Annotated in this window: 1 pseudogene; it reads right to left on the bottom strand. The window is 66.9% G+C overall.

The window, feature by feature from the left end:
- Nucleotides 1-522: pseudogene (locus MOV75_RS41490) on the bottom strand (histidine kinase); the annotation flags it as partial.

Genomic DNA, 522 nt, shown 5'->3' with positions numbered 1-522 from the left:
AGCTCGCCTTCAGCCGCTCCTCGGCTTCGCGCACGCGCGTCACGAGCTGGCCGGCAAAGCTGTCGACCTGGTTCAACGCGCGGGCAAAGCGCCAGGTCAGCCCGGCGCCGATCGCGACCAGCATCGCCGAATAGGACAGGCGCGAGACGAAGATGCGATCGTTGCTCACGATCTCGAGGACGTTAAGCATGTCCTGGATCCAGCAGACCAGCACGATCGTCACCGCGCAGCCGATCGTGAAGCTCGCGGCGTCCTGCCGCCGCACCACTGCCGTTGCCGTGATGCAGGCCATCAGGACCAGGCAAATTCCGACCGTGGGGATGCCGAGCACCAGAAAGAGGATGCGCGGCAGTGGCGGGCCTCCGATCAGCCCGACCACGAACACGACGATTCCCGGCAGGAACAGCAGCGTGGCGTAGCGTGGCCAGCGCCAGCCGAAAAACAGCACGCCGAAGACGACGATCAGCGCACTCTCTGTCGGGGCGGACGCCAGCAGCACGGCGGCCAGCCGCGATGTGGCGG

It is taken from the genome of Bradyrhizobium sp. PRIMUS42 (assembly GCF_023006515.1).
In the GTDB taxonomy this organism is placed as follows: Bacteria; Pseudomonadota; Alphaproteobacteria; order Rhizobiales; family Xanthobacteraceae; genus Bradyrhizobium.
This window is presented reverse-complemented; position numbering and strand designations above follow the sequence as displayed.